2 pseudogenes are annotated in these 919 nt (G+C 75.1%); both read right to left on the bottom strand.

Annotated elements, in window-relative coordinates:
- Nucleotides 1-557 (bottom strand): annotated as a pseudogene (locus G3O06_RS48415) (DNA polymerase Y family protein); the annotation flags it as partial.
- Nucleotides 490-919 (bottom strand): annotated as a pseudogene (locus tag G3O06_RS48410) (recombinase RecA); the annotation flags it as partial. The pseudogenes G3O06_RS48410 and G3O06_RS48415, both read right to left, overlap by 68 nt.

Raw genomic sequence — 919 nt, 5'->3', positions numbered from 1 at the left:
TACGGACGCGCATCGGGCAGCAGCACACAGGGCAGCCTGTCGAGCGCGCGGACAAGCGAGGCCGGGCTCGCGACGCGGCGCCGGATGCGGGCACGGGCCGACACACGCGCAAGCAGCCACGCGCCGCCCCCGGTCGGCGCGGCGGACAGGCGTGCCGCACAGCCGAGCGCCGCGAGCGTCGCGCGTACCTGGCGGCACAGCGACGGCAACCCGCCGAACAAGCGCAGGCTCGGGCCGACGTCGACGAGCAGCGTGGCTTCGTCGTCGAGCGCGACGCACGGCGAGAAGCGCAGCAACGCGAGCGCGACCGCGCGCAGCGCATCGGCTTCGCGCGCGGGATCGCGTTCGACGAGCTGCGTGTGCGGCGCGAGCGTGAGCACGCCGCCGCGCTTCATGCCTGCACGCACGCCCTGCCGGCGCGCGGCCGCATCGGCGATCAGCACGACACCCTGCTCGAGCACCGCACAGCCGGTGCCGCCGGCCTCGCCGTCAGACGGAGGCGCGACGCACACGTCGAGCGGCAGGCGCGGCAGATGGATGCCGAGCAAGACGCGCATAGCGGCTCTCCACGATGGGCGACGGCAGATCGAGCACGAGCGGCTCGCTGCGGGCGGGGCCGCGACGCTTGACGATGTCGAGCGACACGCCGCCCGGCACCGGGTACAGCGCGACCCGCAGCACGGCCGGCGACGGTTGCCGCTCGGCCGACAGCGGACGCAGCATCACGAACAGCGTGTCGCCCGTGCGCGCGGCCGCGAGATGCAGGCGCCGCAGCGCATCGGGCCGCGCGTCCTGCCACAGCAGCAGTGCGCCGCAACAACCGGTCTTGAGCGCCTGCTCGGCGGCCCACAGCGCATCCGTGTGGCTACCCGCGCGCAGCCACAGCAGCGCATCGGCCGGCACGCCGAGACTGGCGAGG

This window comes from Burkholderia sp. Ac-20345 (assembly GCF_017104825.1).
GTDB classification, from domain to species: Bacteria; Pseudomonadota; Gammaproteobacteria; order Burkholderiales; family Burkholderiaceae; genus Burkholderia; species Burkholderia lata_B.
Note: the sequence above shows the minus strand (reverse complement) of the source record. Positions and strands in the feature narration are given on the sequence as shown.